The sequence below is a fragment of the Streptomyces shaanxiensis genome (genome assembly GCF_039537145.1).
Taxonomy (GTDB): domain Bacteria; phylum Actinomycetota; class Actinomycetes; order Streptomycetales; family Streptomycetaceae; genus Streptomyces; species Streptomyces shaanxiensis.
Window position 1 is genome coordinate 333,826 of sequence record NZ_BAAAZY010000011.1, and the last position, 15,303, is coordinate 349,128.

The window sequence follows — 15,303 nt, forward strand, 5'->3', positions numbered from 1 at the left end:
AGTTGCCGCCACGCACACAAAGGTTGCCGCGATCGAGGGAAGAGTTTTCACGGCCGCTGTCACCGTCCGCACCCAGTTCCACGGCGACCCGCCGGCCACCATGGAGGCCACCTACGCCGACGGGACCGACGTCGGCCCGGCCGACTGGACCCCGTACCAGCAGTGCGGGTACTTGTTCTCCCATCGAGCTGTGCGGCAAGGGGACTCATCCCCTTGCCGCACAGCGGCGTTCACCGGGTCGGGACGAACCCTCCCCGGACCGACGCGGAGCCGCCCGAACCCTGCGCGTCGACGCGGTAGCCGTCGCCCGCCGCACTGCGCGCGCCAGTGCCGTTGTTGAACTGGGCGGCAAACTCATGGCTCCCGGCCGGCACGGTCAGGCCCGGCTTGAGGACCCAGCGGTAGACCAGCGTGCCGTCGGCCTCCTGAGCGGTGACGGTGAAGTCAGCACTCGGCAGGGTCTGCCAGGTGCCGGTGTCCTTCACCCCGCCGGTCTGCGCGATCCGGATCTCGACCGTGAGCGAGGTGAGGGGCCGGGTCGTCTTGAGGGCGAGGTTGCTCTGCGTCCAGTAGACGGTGCTGCCCGGGCCCAGCGAGCCGGCCGACCACAGCGGCCCGTTCTGGCTCTCGCCGGCGGTCGGCGAGGGACTGGTGGCCGGCGGAGTCGGGCGCGCGCTGCCCGGGGTGGTGGCCGGGGCCGGCGCGATGGGGGTGGGGCGGCCCGATGTCGGGTGCGGGGAGCTGACGGTCGGGGACGGGGTGGCAGGCGTGGTCACGGTGGCCGACGGCGACGAGTGCGCGACGATGGCGGCGACGGCGAGGCCGCCGGTCGCCAGGATGCCGGTGGCGGCGAGCCCGGCGAGCGCGACCCTGGTCCCGGACCTCGCGAACGGCCGCGCGCGGTGACGGACGGCGGGGCCGGCCATGCCGCGTTGCACCCGGGCCAGCATCCGCGCGCGGTCGGGCCGATGCGCCTCGGCGGCCTCGCGCAGCTGACGGGCGATCTCGTCGTTCACCGGTTCCTCCTCCCTGCCACCAGGTCCCCGGCCGCTCGTGCGCCCAGTATCCTTTCCAGCTCGGCCATTCCCTTCGAGGTCTGGCTCTTCACCGTGCCGACCGATATGCCCAGCGCTGCCGCCGTGTCCTTCTCCGACAGGTCGAAGGCGTGCCGCAGCACCACGCAGGCACGCTTGCGGAAGGGCAGCCGGGCGAGCGCCGCGCGGACGTCCAGTACGGCCGCCATGTCCGGCCCCTCCACCTTCTCGGGGCTGCGGGACCAGAACAGCGTGATCCGGTGTCGCTCGCGCACCGCGCTGCGGATCCGTCCGCGCGCCAGGTTGGCCACCACACCGCGGGCGTAGGCGAGCGGGTGGTCGGCCTGCCGCAACCGGTCCCAGCGCTGCCACAGGGCGACCAGGGCATCCGCCGCGAGGTCGTCCGCCGCGTCGGTCTCGCCGGTCAGGAGGTGTGCCAGACGGGCGAGTTCGGCATAGTGGCGTTCGAAGAATTCGTGGAACTCCGCGGACGCGTCGTCGACGAGCATCCCTCCGTCGCCCTCTCCTGGCGATGATGTGCGCGTTAGTTGCATGTTTAACAACAGGGGGCGCAGCCTAGCAGTGCGCGGCCCGGGATTCGAACGGCGGTCGTGCTCGGTTGCGGACCGGTGAAGGCTGTCCGGCGGGCTGGTCAATGCCGGGCGAACTGGACGCCCGTCGGCTGCGCGACGTCCGGCTGCACGGCGGTGCCGTCGACGGTCAGCCGCTCCCTGTAGATGTCGGTGATCCTGACACCGGTCCCGCTCCCCGGGGGGACGGCACGCCAGCACCCGACGACCATAGGCCAGGCCACCCGCATCCAGCAGGCTCCCGAGGAAGTCAGCCAGGAGGTGATGCCCTCTCCCGCGCACTGCTGTGACGGATGGCCCTCCACGTCCATCGGGCGCCAAGGAGCGTGTTCCCATCACGGCGGCGTCGTCCCCGGAAGCTCCTGGGCGACGTTGCTCTTCTCCTGATCCAGGCGGGTCAAAACGATCACCTCTGGTGACCGCCCGCCGCGGCTCACTCACTCGCCCCAAGCGAGCACAAGATCGCCCAGCACCTCACGAAGGGCAGCCACCACCACGGGTCCGGCCTCGGCCACCCGCCGTAGGTCGTTGCCCTTCATGTAGCGGTAGCTCTGCGGAGGATGGAAGGCTCCCTTCGCACGCAACGCGCTGAGTGTCACTGGCTCGTCGAAGGACACGGGGTCCGCCAGCGTGAGGCCACTCGCCTGGCTGGCACCGCTCATGCAAGCGTCGTACTCACGTCGGGTGATCCCTGTCTGGGTACGGTGCGCCGACCAGACCTCCTTTGGGGAGGCGACGTGGACTGCCGCGATGCGCGCCATGCCCACCAGGGCCATGGTGGGCGCGGTCGCATAGAGCAGCACCAGGGTTCCGGGAGGCGCGGCCACGCGCTGGCGGCGGACCTCCACCGTCTTGCTGCCCGCAGCGGCCTCGGCGACTCTTCCGGGGGGGAGGGGGCCCGAGTCCGAGCGGGCCGCCCGCGACATCGCGAGCGGCCCGCTGCCCGGTGCGTGCGTACTGGCTACTCGTCAGCTCTCCTCGCCCGTACGGCGCCTGCGCGCGAAGTAGACCGCGGCGGTGCCGACCGCCACGACCGCGAGACCGGCACCCGCGAGGACGGGAGCGTTGCTCGACGCGCCGGTCTCGGCGAGATCTCCGTTCGCGTTCGGGTCGTTCGCCCCAGTGTCGGTGCCGGGCGCCGACGTGGCGGACTCGCTGGGGGTCGGGGACTCGCCCTCACCGGACGGGGTCGTCTCGCCGGGAGTCGGGGACTCGCCCTCACCGGGCGTGGCCGGCTCGCTGGGGGCCGGGGACTCTCCCGCACCGGGCGTGTCGTTCTCGGTGAGCTGCGCCGCGAAGGCGCCCGCGATCACCTTGTGGCCGTCGGCGTTGGGGTGCGGGTCCTGCTTCGTGCACGCCCAGGTCAGCCGGCAGATCTGGGCCACGTTCGCCGGCACCTCACCCGCACCCGGCACGTTCACCTGGGTGGTGAAGTCGTCCGAGGAGAAGGCCCCGGCCACGTCCGCCACCTTGAAGCCGGTGGACTTGTACACCTGGGCGATCCCCGTGTTGGCGGCCTTGACCAGGGGTGCCGACTCCTTGGCGGCCTGCTGCCCCGCGGCGCCCTGCAGCCAGGCCGCCAGGAACGGGTTGTGGTAGTCAGAGCCCACGAACTGGGTGCTGTCCGTGCCCGCCTGGCGCAGCGCGCCCGCGATCTGGGCGAGGTGCTTCGCCATGGTCTGGCTCTTGCTGTTCAGGCACGCCCCGTCGAGGGTGCCGGCCGGGCGGCTGACGCAGCTGAGGAGGATGTCGTTCGCGCCCACGCTGAGGGTCACGTAGGCCACCTTGCCCTTGTGCTGGGCCATGGCCTTCAGGGCGGCGTCCAGTTGGGACTTGGCGTTCGGGTAGTCGCACTTGCCGCCGTTGATCAGAGACTCGGTGGTCTCAGCCGTGCAGCCGAGGCGTATGTGCTTCAGTCCGGGAGTGCGCTGCTTGAGCTGCGCGTAGAGCTGGTCGGTGTAGGCGACGTCGGTGTCCTTGTCGACGTCCGGCTGGTAGCCGGAGGCCAGGGAGTCGCCGAGCGAGATGTAGTACGTGGTGTCCTTGCCGTCGGTCGCCTCGTCGGCGGCGGCCGGCCCGGGCGTGCTCAGCACGATCGCCATGGCGGAGATGGCCAGCGGGGGGCCGAAACGCTGAAGGGATCTCATCACTTACGTGCGCTTTCCAGTGGGTTGGGGGGTTGGATGCCGAAAAGCTTTGGCGTGAGACGTGGTGGACGCAGCGAATCTCATCCGCGGCGGTTTCCGGGCACCCGAAGACGGCCTTGGTGAAGGCATAGGGGGTCTTCGCCTCCGCGAGACTGCCGGGTCTGCCCGACTTCGTCTCTGAGACGCGGGCGTCAATCTAGCAGGCCGAAAACCGCCTTGAATATGGGGCGCTGACAAATCCAGGGCCACGACGACAGGTGTAACCGTCAGAAAGGCTCGGTCGGCCGGGAATTGGTGACGGGACCCGTTGGTAGCCATTCGCTGAGTGATCGACTGGGTGGTGAACAGCCCTTGTGTGCAGGGCCCTTACCTGCACGGGCTGAGGTCCAACTGTCGGTCGGAGCTGGCGTTTGAGCGTAGTAGTCGACTCTTTTGTTCGACGGGTCGAATAGCATCGGCCCTCGTGTTCGGCGGGTCGAATGACCCCGATCGCAGAACGCAGACGCTAGAAGTTAATCCGGGCCAAACATTCGGCGGAATTGGACAGCACAGACGTGATACGCCTGGCGCCGGGCCGGCGGGCGTGTCGAAGGATCCCGATGGCATGCCGGGGTTCTTCAGGGCACCCCCTTCTTGGCATGAATCCCGGCCATGATGTTCTGAGCACCGCCGGTCGCCGGAGCGCCAGCCACGAGACGGCGTATCCGAACGCGATCAGCGCGGGACCGACCACGGCCAGCCGCAGCCGCACCGCGCCGGAGCTCAGATCCAGCCGACCTAACGTCATGCCGCGGAGATCCAGCACGCCTGCGCCGCAGAGTCGCGCGATCGGGTCGAACGCGTCGATGCCGTACACCGTCCGCGACTTGAGGTTGCGGCCCCTGGCCGCGCCCTCGACGGTGACCGGGTAGGTGCCCGTACGGCCGACCTCGACCCGGCTGTCCAGGCCCGTCTTCGGTGCGAAGCGCACCGTGGAGACCGGCAGTTCGGTCGGCAGCCCACTGGACGGCGCCTTCGAGTGGAACGTCCAGCTCGCGTCGACCCGGGTGGAGGCGGCCTGAACCCGGGCGCTGCGCCTGGCCGACGTAGTCAGGGTGTACTCGGCCTCGCCGGCCAGGACCTTGAACACCTTTTCGCCGGTCAGCGGGCCGGCGTTCGAGGCGGCCTTCCGGCCGTTGCGGTACAGCGTCGTGCGCACCGAGGCCAGGGTGGAGCGCCGCCTCGTTGCGCCGGCCGTCGGAAGAGCGGAAGCTGGCCGTAGCTTCCGTCGGGGCCGTGGAAGACACCGGACAGCCCGGGGACCACCCTCGGTGCGAACACCGCCGTGTCGAACGACTTCCGGTAGGTCTTGCCGCCGAAGAGCACTCCGGCCCTCAGCGCTTCCGCACAGGCTCCCGGACCGGCGGCACCGGCCTCGGCCTGACCATCGCGACCGGCCAGGCCCGTCTGCTCGGCGCCCGCCTGACCTTCCGCAACCGTCCGGAGGGGGGGTGCGGAGACGGAGCTGCGGCTGCCGACGGACTGATCCGCCGGAGGCGGGGTGCACCTTTCGGATGGGCCGGATCCAGCCAGTCGGCGGGGGTGGCCCCACTGGTCGGCGGAGTGGATGTCTGCGGCTGACGCGATGGGATGGCCGTGCGGGAGGGGCCCTTTCCAACCGCGCCTGGTGGGACTCCCCCCAAGTAGGACCGTACACAGGAGACTCGGGTGAGATACCGGAAGACTCTGCCCTGGCTTGCTGCCGTGGCCGTGGCCTGCCTCGCGACGGCCTGCAGCAGCACGTCCGCCACCGACCCGGCCACCCCGTCGACGACGTCCGCCGCGGCCCGCTCGTCGTCGGCCTCCGAGGAGCGGAACGAGGCGCTCGTTCTGCGCCTGTACTCGGAGGCGTTCAACAAGGACAAGACCGACGTGGTGAAGGAACTCGTCGGTACCGACTACGTGCAGCACGACAAGTCGGTGCCCGGCGGGGCCGACGGGCAGGTCAAGCAGTTCAAGGACGTCAAGGCGAAGATTCCCGGCGCGGTGGTGACCGTCAAGCACGTGGCCGCCGACGGTGACCTGGTGGCCGTGCACTGGCACGCGTCGGCCACCCCGAAGAACGAGGCGACGGGCGAGGCCAAGGCCGACCTGTTCCGGGTCGACAACGGCAAGCTGGTCGAGCGCTGGGGCATCACACAGACCGTGCTGAAGAAGACAGCCAGCGGGAACTCTCTGTTCAGCGATGTGTACCGGTACCCGAACGGGGAACCGACCCTGTCCGAGGAACAGGAGGAGAAGAACCGGAAGTTCGCGGTCGACGCGTATCGCAAGCTCTCCGACGGAGACGCGACCGTGATCGACAAGAGCTGGGATCCGCGGTACCACCAGCACAACCCGGCGGCCGCGAGCGGAACGGCTCCGCTGAAGCAGTTCTTCCAGCAGAACACGCAGGGCGCTCCCTCGCCCAGCGGTACCGGAGGCGGCGGGATTTGGTTCGGCAACACCCTCGCGGACGGGGATCTGGTGTGGGTCTTCAGCTCCGACTACGTCGTCGTGGACCTCTTCCGCGTGGTCGACGGAAAGATCATCGAGCACTGGGACGTCGTCGCCGACGGGCAGTAGCCCGGTCCGCAGGGCTGAACGGCAAGCGTCGACGGAACCCCAGCCGCCGTGCGGCTGGGGTTCCGCTACGGGTCAGCGCTGCAGGGTGAGCAGCCCCGGCCGGTACGGCAGTCTCTCGTAGGGGGTGTTCGCCGGTGTGTTGGTGGGCAGGCCCTGGTAGAGGAACTGCAGGTTGCAGGGGTCGATGGTCATGGTCTGGTCGGGGTTGTTGCGGACCAGGTCACCGTGGCTGATGCCGTTGGTCCAGGTGGCGCCGCTGTTGGCCTTGCCCGCGAAGGGGTTGGACTCGGTGGCGGCCTGCGGGGTCCACGGACCGTCCAGGCTGGTGGCCGTGAAGGAACGGAAGAAGCGGTCCTCATTCACACCACGAGCCTCGACGATCATGAGGTACTGGTTCTGGCCCTGGACCTTGTAGACCTCCGGCGCCTCGAACAGGTTCTTCTCCGTGTCGGTCATGACCGTGGTGTACGACGAGCCGAAGCTGCTCGGGAAGTTCCCGATCGGCATGGTCGACTTGAAGATGCCGCCCTTGTCATTGGCGAAGAACAGGTACATGTTCCGGTCGTCGGCGATCAGGGTCGGGTCGATCGGGCCGCCGACGGGGAGGCTGCCGGTGAACAGCGGCTGCGCCGCAGACCAGCCGTTGGGGTTGGTCGGGTCGCTCGACGTGCGGTAGACGAACGGCCATTGGGTGCCCCACCCGTTCGAGGCCAGCACCCAGATGTTCTTGGGCGCGAAGTAGAACAGCTTGGGCGCCACCGCGGACTGGCTCATCCCGGTCTGTCCGGCCGACGCCATGTCCGACCAGTTCGTGAAGGGAGCGAAGCCCATCGAGTGCCAGTTGCCGTCGGAGTACGTCCCGTAGACCAGGTGCTTGCCGTTGTACGTCACGGTGGTGAAGTCCTTCAGCGAGAGCCACCCGTTGGCCGGCTGCGCCAGCGGACCCGTCGAGGTCCACCGGTACGTCGACGGAAGGGAACAGGTGCTGCCCGCCCCGGACAGGCCGGTCCACTTCTGGTTGCTGCCGCCGGTGCAGTTCCACAGCTGCACCGCCGTACCGTTCGCCGTACCGGCGCCCGACACGTCCAGGCACAGTCCGGACTCCACGGCGACGATCGTGCCGTCGGCGTTGACCCGCCACTGCTGGTTCGTACCGCCGTTGCAGGACCAGATCACCGGCCGGGTACCGGCCGTGGTGGCGTGGCCCGGAACGTCCAGGCACTTGTTGCCGTACACGGTCAGCTGGTTGTTGTCCGTCAGCGTCCACTGCTGGTTGGTCCCGCCGTGGCAGTCCCAGATCTGCACGTTCGTGCCGTCGGTCTGGCTCGCGCCCGACACATCGAGACACCGGCCGGAAGCGACGCCGCGCACGGCGCCGGTGGTGGCAGCCTGAGCCGGGTTGGCGACGAGCATCGCCGACAACGTGGCCAGAACCGCAACCGGGACTGCAAACACCGCAGACAGCCGTCTGCGGATGAAACTACGTCCGCGCATGGGACCTCTCATCCTTGAGAAGTAGTATGTTCGATATTCCGAACCGGAGTCGACATATCGAGCAGAGTGGATGATGAGAGACCCGGCGAACGGCGTCAATACTTCTCACACGATTCGCGCCCCGCAACATTCGCAGGGCTTGCGCTCACCCGCCCGCCACGGGACAGCGAGCGCCGGCGGCGTCGGTCTCGCACCGGCCAGAACAGGACGTATGCGGTGGAGACGCCGACGAAGCCCAGGCGGATCAGGCCGCGGGTCGGGTCATGGGGAACGACGAAGACCGTGCCGTACAGGGTGATCAGTGCGATCCAGCTCCACCACGGCACCCAGTACGTGTAGACGCTGGGGTCCAGGGCGATCCGGGCGTTGGCGCCGAGCAGGACGACTGCGGGCCAGCGCCCTCGCCGGACCGCGACGCAACCCAGCGCCAGGCCCACCGCGGCCTGTGCGGGCCGGTCCCAGGGCGGGGTTCGCGGATCGTCGACGCCCAGCCAGCGCAGGGCGGACGCAGGCTGGTTGGGGATGGTGAACTCGGCCGCGGCGAACGACTGCGGGGCGTGGAGGAGGAACGGCAGCCAGACGAGCGCGACCAGACCCGCACACCACAGCCCCGCGCGCAGCCACTGCTTTCTCGGCAGTGCGAGCAGCAACGGCAGGAAGGCCAGCGCGGTCGGTTTGGAATCCATGGCCAGGGCCAGGATGGTTGGTGCCGGTGCCCAGGAAGTGCCAGGCGGCGCTGCGGCCCACCACCACCTGGTGGTTCTGGTCGCATCGCACGGTTCCCCCAGGCGATGTGCCCCTCTGTGAGATGGCCGGAAGGCACGGCAGGTTCTTTCCGCAGCGCCGATCCGGGCCTGGCGGCGGCTGGAATGACGCAGATCGGAGGAGGTGCCCTGAAAAAAGTTCCCGGCGCGCGGCAACCTGTGCGGAGCCTGTGACGACAAGGAAGCGGATCCGGCCAGTTCCGGTGCCCGGATTCGCTTTTCCTCTGGTGAACGGCAGGCAAGGAGAACGCCTCCCCATGAACAACCCCACGAACGGCGGGCGCCGCGGGCGTCATCGCCGTCGCTGGACCGCCACCGCTGTGCTGCTGGGCGTGCCCGCCGCGGTCGTGCCGTATCTCCTGTTCGCGCAGGAGGACTCGCAGGCCGCGACGGTCGACGGCGACGCGTACTACCGGCTGGTTTCCGTGCGCAGCGGCAAGGTGCTGGACGTCAACGGCTTCTCCACCGCCGACGGCACCCGTATCCAGCAGTGGACCGACCAGAACACCGCCAACCAGCAGTGGAAGCTGAAGTCCAAGGGCGACGGCTACTACGAGCTCGTCAACCGCAACAGCGGCAAAGTACTGGGCATAGCAGGCAACTCGACCGCCCAGGGGGCCGCCGCCGAACAGCAGACCGACAGTTCCGCCACCTCACAGGAGTGGCGGATCGACGATGTGAGCGGTTCCGACGCCGTCACCCTCACCTCCCGCAGGAGCGGCCAGGTCCTGGACGTCTCCGGGGGCTCCACGGCTCAAGGCGCGGCAGTCGTCCAGTATCCGAGCCGGGGCGGCACCAACCAGCAGTGGAAGCTGGTCAAGACGGCCGAGACGCAGACGTCCGGGACCGGCGGGGCGCAGACCGCGGCCGCGGCCGGACCGTATGTGTGGAAGAACGCCCAGGTGGTGGGCGGCGGTTACGTCACCGGGCTGGTGTTCAACCCGCGGGAGAAGGGCCTGCTGTACGCGCGCACCGACATGGGCGGCGCCTACCGCTGGGACACCGGGGCCGAGCAGTGGATCCCGCTGACCGACTGGCTGGGTGAGAAGGACTGGAACCTGCTGGGCATCGACTCGCTGGCCACCGACCCCGTCGACCCCAAGCGGCTCTACCTCGGGGCCGGCACCTACACCAACGACTGGGCGGGCAACGGCGCGATCCTGCGCTCCACCGACCGGGGCCGCACCTTCAAGCGCACCGATCTGCCGTTCAAGCTGGGCGGCAACGAGGACGGCCGCGGGGCGGGCGAACGGCTGGTGGTCGACCCCGCGAACAACGCAACCCTGCTGTTGGGCAGCCGCAAGAACGGCCTGTGGCGCAGCACCGACTACGGCGTGACATGGCGTCAGGTCTCCTCGTTCCCCGTCAAGGACGGGGCGGGCAGCGGCGCGGGCATCTCCTTCGTGACGTACGGCCCGGCCGGCAGCAAGACGATCTACGTCGGCGTCAACGACAGGTCCACCTCCCTGTACCGCTCCACCGACGGCGGCAACAGCTGGCAGCCGGTTGCCGGACAGCCCACCGGCCAACTGCCGCAGCACGGCGTGCTCTCCGGTGACGGCTCGCTGTACCTGACGTACACCAACAACCTCGGACCCAACGGTGTGACGGCGGGCTCGGTGTGGAAGTACACGCCGAACCGCGGGGCGTGGAAGAACATCTCCCCGTCCCAGGGCAGCTACGGGTTCTCCGGTCTGGCCGTCGACCCGCGCAAGCCCTCCACGGTGATGGTCACCACCCTCGGCCGCTGGTGGCCCGAGGACGAGATCTACCGCAGCACCGACGGCGGCACGACCTGGAAGGCACTGGCCGACAAGTCGGTGCGCAGCGCCTCCGCCGCTCCTTACGTCGGCACCCACACCGGGCACTGGATGACCGCCCTGGCCATCGATCCCTTCAACTCCGGGCACGTGCTGTACGGCACCGGCAACGGCATCCTGCGCAGCAAGGACGCGAACGCCTCCGACAGCGGCGGCACCAGCCACTGGCACATGGGTGCCCGAGGGCTGGAGGAGACCGCGCTGATGGACGCGATCGCCCCGCCCGGCGGCGCCACCGTCATCACCTCCATGGGCGACCAGGGCGGCTTCCGGCACGACTCCCTGACCAAGGTGCCCTCCGGGCGGCTGAAGAACCCGATGATGACCAACAGCACCGACATCGACTTCGCCCAGTCCAAGCCCTCGATGATGGTCCGCGTCGGCCGTGGCAGCGCGCAGGACGGCGCCTACTCCACCGACGGCGGCCTCAGCTGGAACGGCTTCAAGGCAGAGCCGGTGGCCGAAGCCCAGGACGGCCATGTCGCGCTCGCGGCGGACGGCTCCACCATCGTCTGGACCCAGGCCGGCCAGGCCCCGTACCGCTCGACCGACAACGGGGCGAGCTGGTCGAGGGTCAGTGGCCTGGGCAATGACGCCGTGGTCGTCGCCGACCGCTCCTCGGCCAGGACCTTCTACTCCCTGTCCGGCGGCACGCTCTACGCCAGCACCGACGGCGGCGCGACCTTCACCGCCCGCGCCGGCAACCTGCCCACCGACGGCCGGCTCAAGGCCGCCCCCGGCATCGCCGAGGACCTGTGGATCTCCGGCTACGGCAAGGGACTGCTGCACTCCACCGACGGCGGCCGCACCTTCACCACGCTCAGGTCGGTGCAGTCCGCCTCCGCCCTCGGCTTCGGCAAGGCCAAGCCGGGCACCGGCTACCAGGCGCTGTACCTGATCGGCACCGTCAAGGACGTCACCGGAGTCTTCCGCTCCACCGACAAGGGCGCCACCTGGCTCCGCGTCAACGACAAGGCCCACCAGTGGGGCGCCATCGGCGGCGTCGGCGTCATCACCGGCGACCCCGACACCTACGGGCGCGTCTACGTCGGCACCAACGGACGCGGCCTCCAGTACGGCGACCCGTCCTGACCCACACACCCGAGCGGGGCCGCAGCCACAACGGCCGGCGGCCCCGCGCTGGGGCTGAGGGACCCTGCGGAGGCGTGGGGCGCGTCACTTCAACCGGGTCGCTACGACGACGGCTCTGCCTCACCCTCACCCTGCGCGGCCTGAAGGTCGGCCAGCAGCTCGGCCTGCCCGGCGAGCACCCCGGACAGGATGGTCCGTGCGACCCGGAGAAGCTCCACGACCTGCGGTACACCGGCCGGCTATCAGCAGCGGCCCGCCAAGTACACGGCGACGGACGGCATTGATATTTCCCGACTCACGAAGAGCTTCTCGGAGGAGTCCTGTGAGCCCCGGTCCGGCCACGGTGCCGATGGCCGCCACTTTCCCGGACCTCCCCGCCGGAAGCCCTGGCGGCAGCGTCGAGCTCGTCCTCGACACCGTGCCCGTCCGAGAACGCACTCTGCCCACCAGTCCAGGTCATAGACATAGGGGCCAGTCGAGCGCCGTCGCTTCCCAAGCTGAGAGCGCGAGTTCGATTCTCGTCACCCGCTCCACGACTAAGGCCCAGGTCAGAGACCCGGGCCTTTTTGCTGTCCGTCGTGATCAGCGGTCGCGTGCCAGATTCGTGGCAGAAGGCTCGTCGGGCTTCATCCGGGCGCCGGTATCCCGAGCGGCCCGAGCCCTCCGGACCGTGGCGTCCAGCCCGGCGGCGACCTCCTCTTGCCGCTCGTCGTCGGAGTGCTGATAGATCAGCGCGGCTTTCTCCGAGGACTGCCCGGCACGAACCATGGTGTCCTTGAGCACTGCTCGACCGCATCCGACGGGAATTGGCCGCCGAGCAAGGACGCGTCAACGACTACCAGCAGTGTGTCGTCCTTCTCGACCTCACCGCCCAGCAACACCTCGACGACACCGGCGGCCGCTCAGCCGCGAGGACCATGCTGGAACAGATCCTGGCCAAGTGCGACGGAATCCCAGGACTCGTGTCCCTGCTGACTTCCACGCTCTCCCTGATCGCCACCTTCGCCTGACGCAGGCACGGCGGAAGCGCCTCAGGCGATGTCGTGGATGTTGTGCTCGCTGTCGGGCGGGACCCGGGTGAGGCTCGCCGGGTCCTGGCTCCACGGACCGGGACCCGGCGAGGTAGGCGAGGTCAGCGGACGTCGACGTAGTCGCCCGCGGCGGTGGCGGGCGCGGTGGTGGACGTGCCGGCGAAGGTGTAACGCCAGTAGCCGTCCGTCGTCGCCTTCGCTGTGGTCTTCAGGTTTCCGGAGCTGTCGGTGGTGATCGTCTTCAGGGTCGTGTACGTGGACGTCCCCTTCTTGCGGAACTGGAGCTTCGCCTTCTGACCGGCGTAGCCATGGTGGCCGCCGAGCGTCTCCCAGTCCGCGCGGGAGAGCTTGCCGGTGATGGTGAGGGTCTTGCCCTTGGTCACCGGCTCGGGAGCCGCGTTGGCAGTCAGCGTCGCGTCACGCAGTACGGGCGCCGACTTGGCGGCGTGCAGGTCGACGTGGCCCGTACCGTCCGCGGACTCGGCCCAGGCAGCCAACTTCCAGGTGCCGGCGAGGGAGTTGCGGCCGAGGCTCCAGCGCGGGTGGATGTAGGCGAAGTGCGCCTCGCAGGTGGAGGTGGTTGCGTTGACCTTGGTGCAGGCGGCCGGCCAAGTTCCGTAGAGGACGGCGTCAGGGGTGTCGTACGAACCCTTGTAGAGGTACATGTCTCCGCTCGCGATCCCGGACGGGGCGGTTGCGGTGAACTTCGCCTTGAAGTCCTGCAGCGGCTCGTCGGTCAGCTCTACCGGCTTGCCTGCGTTGACCGTGACGTTCGAGATGCGGGTCGCTCCCACTGTCTCGTCGCCGTGCGGCGCCGGGCCCGCGAACGCCCGCGTGATGGTGCGGCGGAGGCTGCCGCCCTGGTCGTCGGCGGCGGTCACGCGCAGCGAGACGAAGGAGGCGGTGACGGGAACGTCGAGACCCGCCGAGCCGTCCGACGCAACGGCCAGGTCCGTCCAGGTCGTGCCGTCGTCCGTGGAGTAGGCGAGCCCCGTGATCCTGGTGTTCGCCTCCGCCGCATCCGTGTTGCGGGTGATCGCGCTCGCCTGGACCCGAACCGTACCGGCGGCCGCCCGGCCGAAACCGTCGAGTCCCGGAACGTTCAACCGGGCGTCGATCAGAGGGAGTTCCTGACCCTCCTCGTATTCCGAGCGGAACGTCCACTCGTTGCGTACGTCCGTGGACAGCCGCGAGTACGGGACACGGCGGTGGACGGTCTGGTCGAGGGTGTACGTCCTCTCGAACGACGGCAAGCTGGACGACGTCAGCGCGTCGAACGCGTGGAGGCCGTCGGCCTGGGCGTAGGTGACGCCGTCGGAGGAGGTGAGCTTGTACGAGTACATCGCGCGGCTGTCGGTTCCCGCGTGGCCGGCCGCGTCACCGAATGCATTCGGCTCGTACAGCCGGATCTTCCCGAAGTTCCGCTCCGAACCGCCCCACTCCTCGCGCAGTGGCTGCAGCGGGGCCGCGCCCAGGGTCTCGCCCGCACCGGTACCGGCGACAGACGTGCGGTCCGGGAGGTCCAGGCTCAGCTCGCCGGTGCCGTAGGACAGCAGTCGGCTGTAGGTGATACCCGGGGTGGCGTACTCGGTGACCGAACCGCCAACGGGCACCGCGGCGCCAATGTAGACGCCCGTCCACTCGCCGAAGGAAGGGACGCTCTGCAGAAAGGCAGTCGTCCGCGTGCCCGGGGCGGCCACCTTCGTGACGCTCTTCGCCAGGGAGGACGCACGGACCGTCTTGATGGGCGAGGCGGGCACGGTGGTGGTGAAGCTGTGCGTGAGGTCGTAGCGGAAGGGGCTCGGCACGCTCGCCGAGGCGCCCTTCTTGCCGAGCACCTCGTGCAGGCGCAGCGAAACGCCGCTCACCGAGAACGGAGTGACGTACACCTTGTCGGCCCCCGAGCCGGCAAAGCCCGCCAGATCGCCGCCCGGGACGCTGATCCACACGGCGGATGCGTGCCGGGTAGCGGTGGTGTCGTCGGTGCGGATCGCGGTCTCCTTGGCCGCGCGCTCGTCGAAGGTGACCGTCTTGGCGGCCGAACCGACCGAGAAGGCACGGGAGAGCAGATAGCTCGGCTCCTGCCAGTCACTGTGCAGCGCGACCGAGAAGTAGTCACCCGGCGGCAGCTTCACGGTCGACGAGCCGCCGGCGGTGTCGCTGTTGACGGCGTACGGCGTCCAGGTCCGGCGGTCCCAGACGTAGAACAACTTGGACCGGACGTCGGCGTTCGTGATGCTCAGTTTGACCGAGTACGTTGACGCGCCGGCGTTCGCCGTAGTGGCGACGCTCTGTGTGGCTTTGGTTCGCGCCGTCAACGGAAGCTTCGCGGCCGTGCGATGAGCGGCGGACTTCCCGGTCGGCCGCACGGACACGGTGCCTTGCACCGACGCGACGGAGTAACGGGTTGCCTGCCCGGCCCCTGCCCCGTCGGCCGTCACCCGGACATCTCGTCCGTCGATGAGCTCGACGCGCCCGTCGTCCCCCATCTCGACGCTGCGCCCGATGCGGAGCGCCTCGTCCTCCACCGACGAAACCGCCCCCACCGTGGCCGGTCCGCCGCCCGACGCCGTCGCCGCGGGCGCAAGCAGCAGCGAGGCGGCCAGCGCCGCTCCGCACAGCCCCGCCGCGGCACGTCTTCGAACGAGTCCCGTGCGAAAAACAGACATCAATTGCCCCCCCTGGCCATATCCCTTGAGACCGTCCCCGGCACATCTGTCACAGGTG

Annotated in this window: 13 protein-coding genes and 3 pseudogenes; 5 read left to right on the plus strand and 11 right to left on the minus strand. The window is 69.4% G+C overall.

Translation table 11 applies throughout. The features are described from left to right. The first annotated feature begins 31 nt into the window (after positions 1-31). On the plus strand, positions 32-340 hold the full coding sequence (locus ABD932_RS21235) for a hypothetical protein (RefSeq protein WP_345015395.1): 309 nt from the start codon (positions 32-34) through the stop codon (positions 338-340). Here ABD932_RS21235 and ABD932_RS21240 read toward each other — a convergent pair. The 6 genes from ABD932_RS21240 to ABD932_RS21265 form a co-directional block, all read right to left on the minus strand. Further along, complete coding sequence (locus ABD932_RS21240; protein ID WP_345015071.1) at positions 231-1,016, minus strand: hypothetical protein; 786 nt, start codon at positions 1,014-1,016, stop codon at positions 231-233. The genes ABD932_RS21235 and ABD932_RS21240 overlap by 110 nt on opposite strands. Then, on the minus strand, positions 1,013-1,543 hold the full coding sequence (locus ABD932_RS21245) for a SigE family RNA polymerase sigma factor (protein ID WP_345015072.1): 531 nt from the start codon (positions 1,541-1,543) through the stop codon (positions 1,013-1,015). The genes ABD932_RS21240 and ABD932_RS21245 overlap by 4 nt, the downstream gene beginning before the upstream one ends. A 143-nt stretch (positions 1,544-1,686) precedes the next feature. Further along, a complete protein-coding gene (locus tag ABD932_RS21250) occupies positions 1,687-1,854 on the minus strand; it encodes a hypothetical protein (protein WP_345015074.1) in 168 nt (55 codons plus the stop codon). A gap of 207 nt (positions 1,855-2,061) precedes the next feature. After that, positions 2,062-2,472: an ASCH domain-containing protein gene (locus ABD932_RS21255; RefSeq protein WP_345015076.1), complete on the minus strand. Its 411-nt coding sequence runs from the start codon at positions 2,470-2,472 to the stop codon at positions 2,062-2,064. A 120-nt stretch (positions 2,473-2,592) separates the two neighbouring features. After that, on the minus strand, positions 2,593-3,726 hold the full coding sequence (locus tag ABD932_RS21260; protein ID WP_345015396.1) for an SGNH/GDSL hydrolase family protein: 1,134 nt from the start codon (positions 3,724-3,726) through the stop codon (positions 2,593-2,595). A gap of 550 nt (positions 3,727-4,276) precedes the next feature. Beyond that, positions 4,277-4,969: a hypothetical protein gene (locus tag ABD932_RS21265; protein WP_345015078.1), complete on the minus strand. Its 693-nt coding sequence runs from the start codon at positions 4,967-4,969 to the stop codon at positions 4,277-4,279. Between the two features lie 170 nt (positions 4,970-5,139). Between ABD932_RS21265 and ABD932_RS21270 the strand changes: the two are divergent. Next, positions 5,140-5,391, plus strand: a pseudogene (locus ABD932_RS21270) (two-component system sensor histidine kinase CseC); the annotation flags it as partial. Between the two features lie 87 nt (positions 5,392-5,478). Continuing rightward, a complete protein-coding gene (locus ABD932_RS21275; protein WP_345015080.1) occupies positions 5,479-6,375 on the plus strand; it encodes a nuclear transport factor 2 family protein in 897 nt (298 codons plus the stop codon). 72 nt (positions 6,376-6,447) lie between these two features. Here ABD932_RS21275 and ABD932_RS21280 read toward each other — a convergent pair whose 3' ends face one another. Then, positions 6,448-7,869 (minus strand): non-reducing end alpha-L-arabinofuranosidase family hydrolase, encoded by a 1,422-nt coding sequence (locus ABD932_RS21280; RefSeq protein ID WP_345015082.1) that lies wholly within the window; start codon positions 7,867-7,869, stop codon positions 6,448-6,450. Between the two features lie 95 nt (positions 7,870-7,964). Further along, positions 7,965-8,555: a hypothetical protein gene (locus tag ABD932_RS21285; RefSeq protein WP_345015084.1), complete on the minus strand. Its 591-nt coding sequence runs from the start codon at positions 8,553-8,555 to the stop codon at positions 7,965-7,967. Positions 8,556-8,890: 335 nt separating this feature from the next. Between ABD932_RS21285 and ABD932_RS21290 the strand changes: the two genes are divergently transcribed. Continuing rightward, positions 8,891-11,545: an RICIN domain-containing protein gene (locus tag ABD932_RS21290; protein WP_345015086.1), complete on the plus strand. Its 2,655-nt coding sequence runs from the start codon at positions 8,891-8,893 to the stop codon at positions 11,543-11,545. A gap of 101 nt (positions 11,546-11,646) precedes the next feature. On the opposite strand, the pseudogene ABD932_RS21295 reads toward ABD932_RS21290, so the two are convergent. Beyond that, positions 11,647-11,772 (minus strand): annotated as a pseudogene (locus ABD932_RS21295) (transcriptional regulator); the annotation flags it as partial. 355 nt (positions 11,773-12,127) lie between these two features. Next, positions 12,128-12,331, minus strand: a pseudogene (locus tag ABD932_RS21300) (tyrosine-type recombinase/integrase); the annotation flags it as partial. Between the two features lie 20 nt (positions 12,332-12,351). On the opposite strand from ABD932_RS21300, the gene ABD932_RS21305 reads away from it, so the two are divergent. Beyond that, the gene (locus ABD932_RS21305) at positions 12,352-12,555 is read left to right on the plus strand and encodes a hypothetical protein (RefSeq protein ID WP_345015088.1); all 204 of its coding nucleotides are present in this window, start codon (positions 12,352-12,354) and stop codon (positions 12,553-12,555) included. 122 nt (positions 12,556-12,677) lie between these two features. Here the strand turns inward: ABD932_RS21305 and ABD932_RS21310 are convergent, their stop codons facing one another. Beyond that, complete coding sequence (locus ABD932_RS21310) at positions 12,678-15,245, minus strand: hypothetical protein (RefSeq protein ID WP_345015090.1); 2,568 nt, start codon at positions 15,243-15,245, stop codon at positions 12,678-12,680. Positions 15,246-15,303: the final 58 nt, after the last annotated feature.

What these genes read in the sequence shown, in the direction of transcription:
- ABD932_RS21245 (WP_345015072.1), bottom strand. Translation starts at nt 1,543, where the DNA reads ATGCTCGTCGACGACGCGTCCGCGGAGTTCCACGAATTCTTCGAACGC.
- ABD932_RS21250 (WP_345015074.1), bottom strand. Translation starts at nt 1,854, where the DNA reads ATGCGGGTGGCCTGGCCTATGGTCGTCGGGTGCTGGCGTGCCGTCCCC.
- ABD932_RS21260 (WP_345015396.1), bottom strand. Translation starts at nt 3,726, where the DNA reads ATGGCGATCGTGCTGAGCACGCCCGGGCCGGCCGCCGCCGACGAGGCG.
- ABD932_RS21280 (WP_345015082.1), bottom strand. Translation starts at nt 7,869, where the DNA reads ATGCGCGGACGTAGTTTCATCCGCAGACGGCTGTCTGCGGTGTTTGCA.
- ABD932_RS21285 (WP_345015084.1), bottom strand. Translation starts at nt 8,555, where the DNA reads ATGGATTCCAAACCGACCGCGCTGGCCTTCCTGCCGTTGCTGCTCGCA.
- ABD932_RS21290 (WP_345015086.1), top strand. Translation starts at nt 8,891, where the DNA reads ATGAACAACCCCACGAACGGCGGGCGCCGCGGGCGTCATCGCCGTCGC.
- ABD932_RS21310 (WP_345015090.1), bottom strand. Translation starts at nt 15,245, where the DNA reads ATGTCTGTTTTTCGCACGGGACTCGTTCGAAGACGTGCCGCGGCGGGG.